Annotated in this window: 2 protein-coding genes; both read left to right on the top strand. The window is 28.5% G+C overall.

The genetic code is table 11. From position 1 onward, the window contains the following. Window positions 1-90: 90 nt before the first annotated feature. Window positions 91-1,143 (top strand): glycosyltransferase family 4 protein, encoded by a 1,053-nt coding sequence (locus COZ07_RS05450; RefSeq protein WP_406607568.1) that lies wholly within the window; start codon window positions 91-93, stop codon window positions 1,141-1,143. After that, the coding region (locus COZ07_RS05445) for a glycosyltransferase (protein ID WP_406607567.1) at window positions 1,136-1,818 on the top strand (683 nt) is incomplete at its 3' end. The genes COZ07_RS05450 and COZ07_RS05445, both read left to right, overlap by 8 nt.

The following is a 1,818-nucleotide window of genomic DNA, read 5'->3' as shown; positions in this document are numbered from 1 at the left end:
AAAAGAGATGCGTCTTAAGGCATATGATAAGACTATTAAAAATTATACCTTTGCTAATAGTTTGGAGAAGATTTTTTTAGAGGTCAATAAATGAATATTTTAATTTTCGGCAATGGAACTTTAAGTCTTGCTCATCAAGAAAGAAAAATATGTGTTAAATTTGCAGAATTAGGACATAAAGTTTATTTGCTTTGCAATGTTCAAAGAAAATTATTTGATGTAGGAGAATTGCCTTCCCATCCGAATTTAATTATTTTAGATATTCCTGCAGAAAAATATAATTATAAAGAACTAGAAATTAACGATGAGATTGATGTTGTACTGGGGATGGACCAATCTGTTTGTCCTTTTGTTGCCGATTATAAGCGAATTACTCATAAAAAAGCTTTTTGTATTTTTCTTGATCTTCCGATACATTGTATAGATGGTAAAGATCCAGTTAATTATAATTTTGAATATGCCCAACGCTATTATTATTGGCTTACTTGCGGATTAGAACTTGATTCGATTATTTTTAATAATTCGGTTGCAGTCGAAGAATTTAAAAGATTATATAACCGGGATTCTAAATTAGTATGGTATCCAGTTGTTGATGATGATTATTTAAATTTATATATCGTAAATAAATCTGATTATGTTGTTGGGTGCAATCGCCTTATTCCTTATAAGGGAACTTCGCTACTTGTAGATGCGCTTAGGCGACTTCCTTATAGATATAAACATATAAGTGTTTCAGGAGATATTAAAAAATTTGTTCAGGTTACATCTCAGATTTTGGGAAAAGATCGTTTTTCTTTGATTTATCAAGCATCGGAACAAGACAAGATGCAGATTATAGCAGATGCATATTTAATTGTGTATCCTCAAATAACTGAGTGGGTAGGGGGGATGTCTATTTTAGAGGGAATGTCAGTTAAAACTCCTGGTGTATGTTTTGACTATTCGGTTTTAAGAGAGTTATATGATGATTGTGTCTTGTATGCTCGAAAGAAGAGCGTGACAGATATGAGAGAACAAATTAAAAAGTTATATGAAGATAAGGATTTATATTTAGATTTACAAATTAGAGGATATGAAAGATTTAAAAAATATTTTATGCGTAAGGTTATGATTGAAAATTTACTTAAGGTGATGAATGGGTAAAAAATTACTTCTTGTATATAGTGGACCGATTTCTAGTGTAATTCTTTTTATAGATTACTTAATTCCATATTTTTCAGATATAAAAATTTTGTCTGCCCATAATGATGAAGAAATAAAAAGTTTTGATATTGGGTTAGATATTGAAAAATATAAAGATAAATATTTATTAAGTTGCCAACATACGACACTTGAGACTATAATGTCTTATGATATTATATTTGGCATAGATCATGGATGTATTCCTTTTTTATTGGATATTAAAAGGGATTTACCAGTAATCAAGGTAGGATGTCAAATTTTAGATTACCCAGAACATTGTTTAGATAAAAATTCTAAAGATTATAGTAGTTATGCGGATGGGTTGTGGGCTTATATCCTCCCACATTTACATAAGTTAGATTTTTATTTGTGCAATTTTAATAATATTGAAAATAAATTAAAGAAACGATATTTTTTGAATGTGCCAAGTATTACCCAAACTTATCCTGCACGAAGAATGCAAATTAGTAATTTTTCAAATGAAAATTTTATTATTTATGTGGGTCGTCTTGAAAAAGACAAAAACATATCTCATATTATTGAGTCTGTTTCTTTAATGAAAAATAAAATTAAATTAATATTAGTTACAAGTGGTTCTAGGAATTTTGATTATTTATCGCTATCTGCTTATTTACA

Origin of the sequence: Candidatus Infernicultor aquiphilus (assembly GCF_002784285.1) — a bacterium.
GTDB classification, from domain to species: Bacteria; Atribacterota; Phoenicimicrobiia; order Phoenicimicrobiales; family Phoenicimicrobiaceae; genus Infernicultor; species Infernicultor aquiphilus.
Note: the sequence above shows the minus strand (reverse complement) of the source record. Positions and strands in the feature narration are given on the sequence as shown.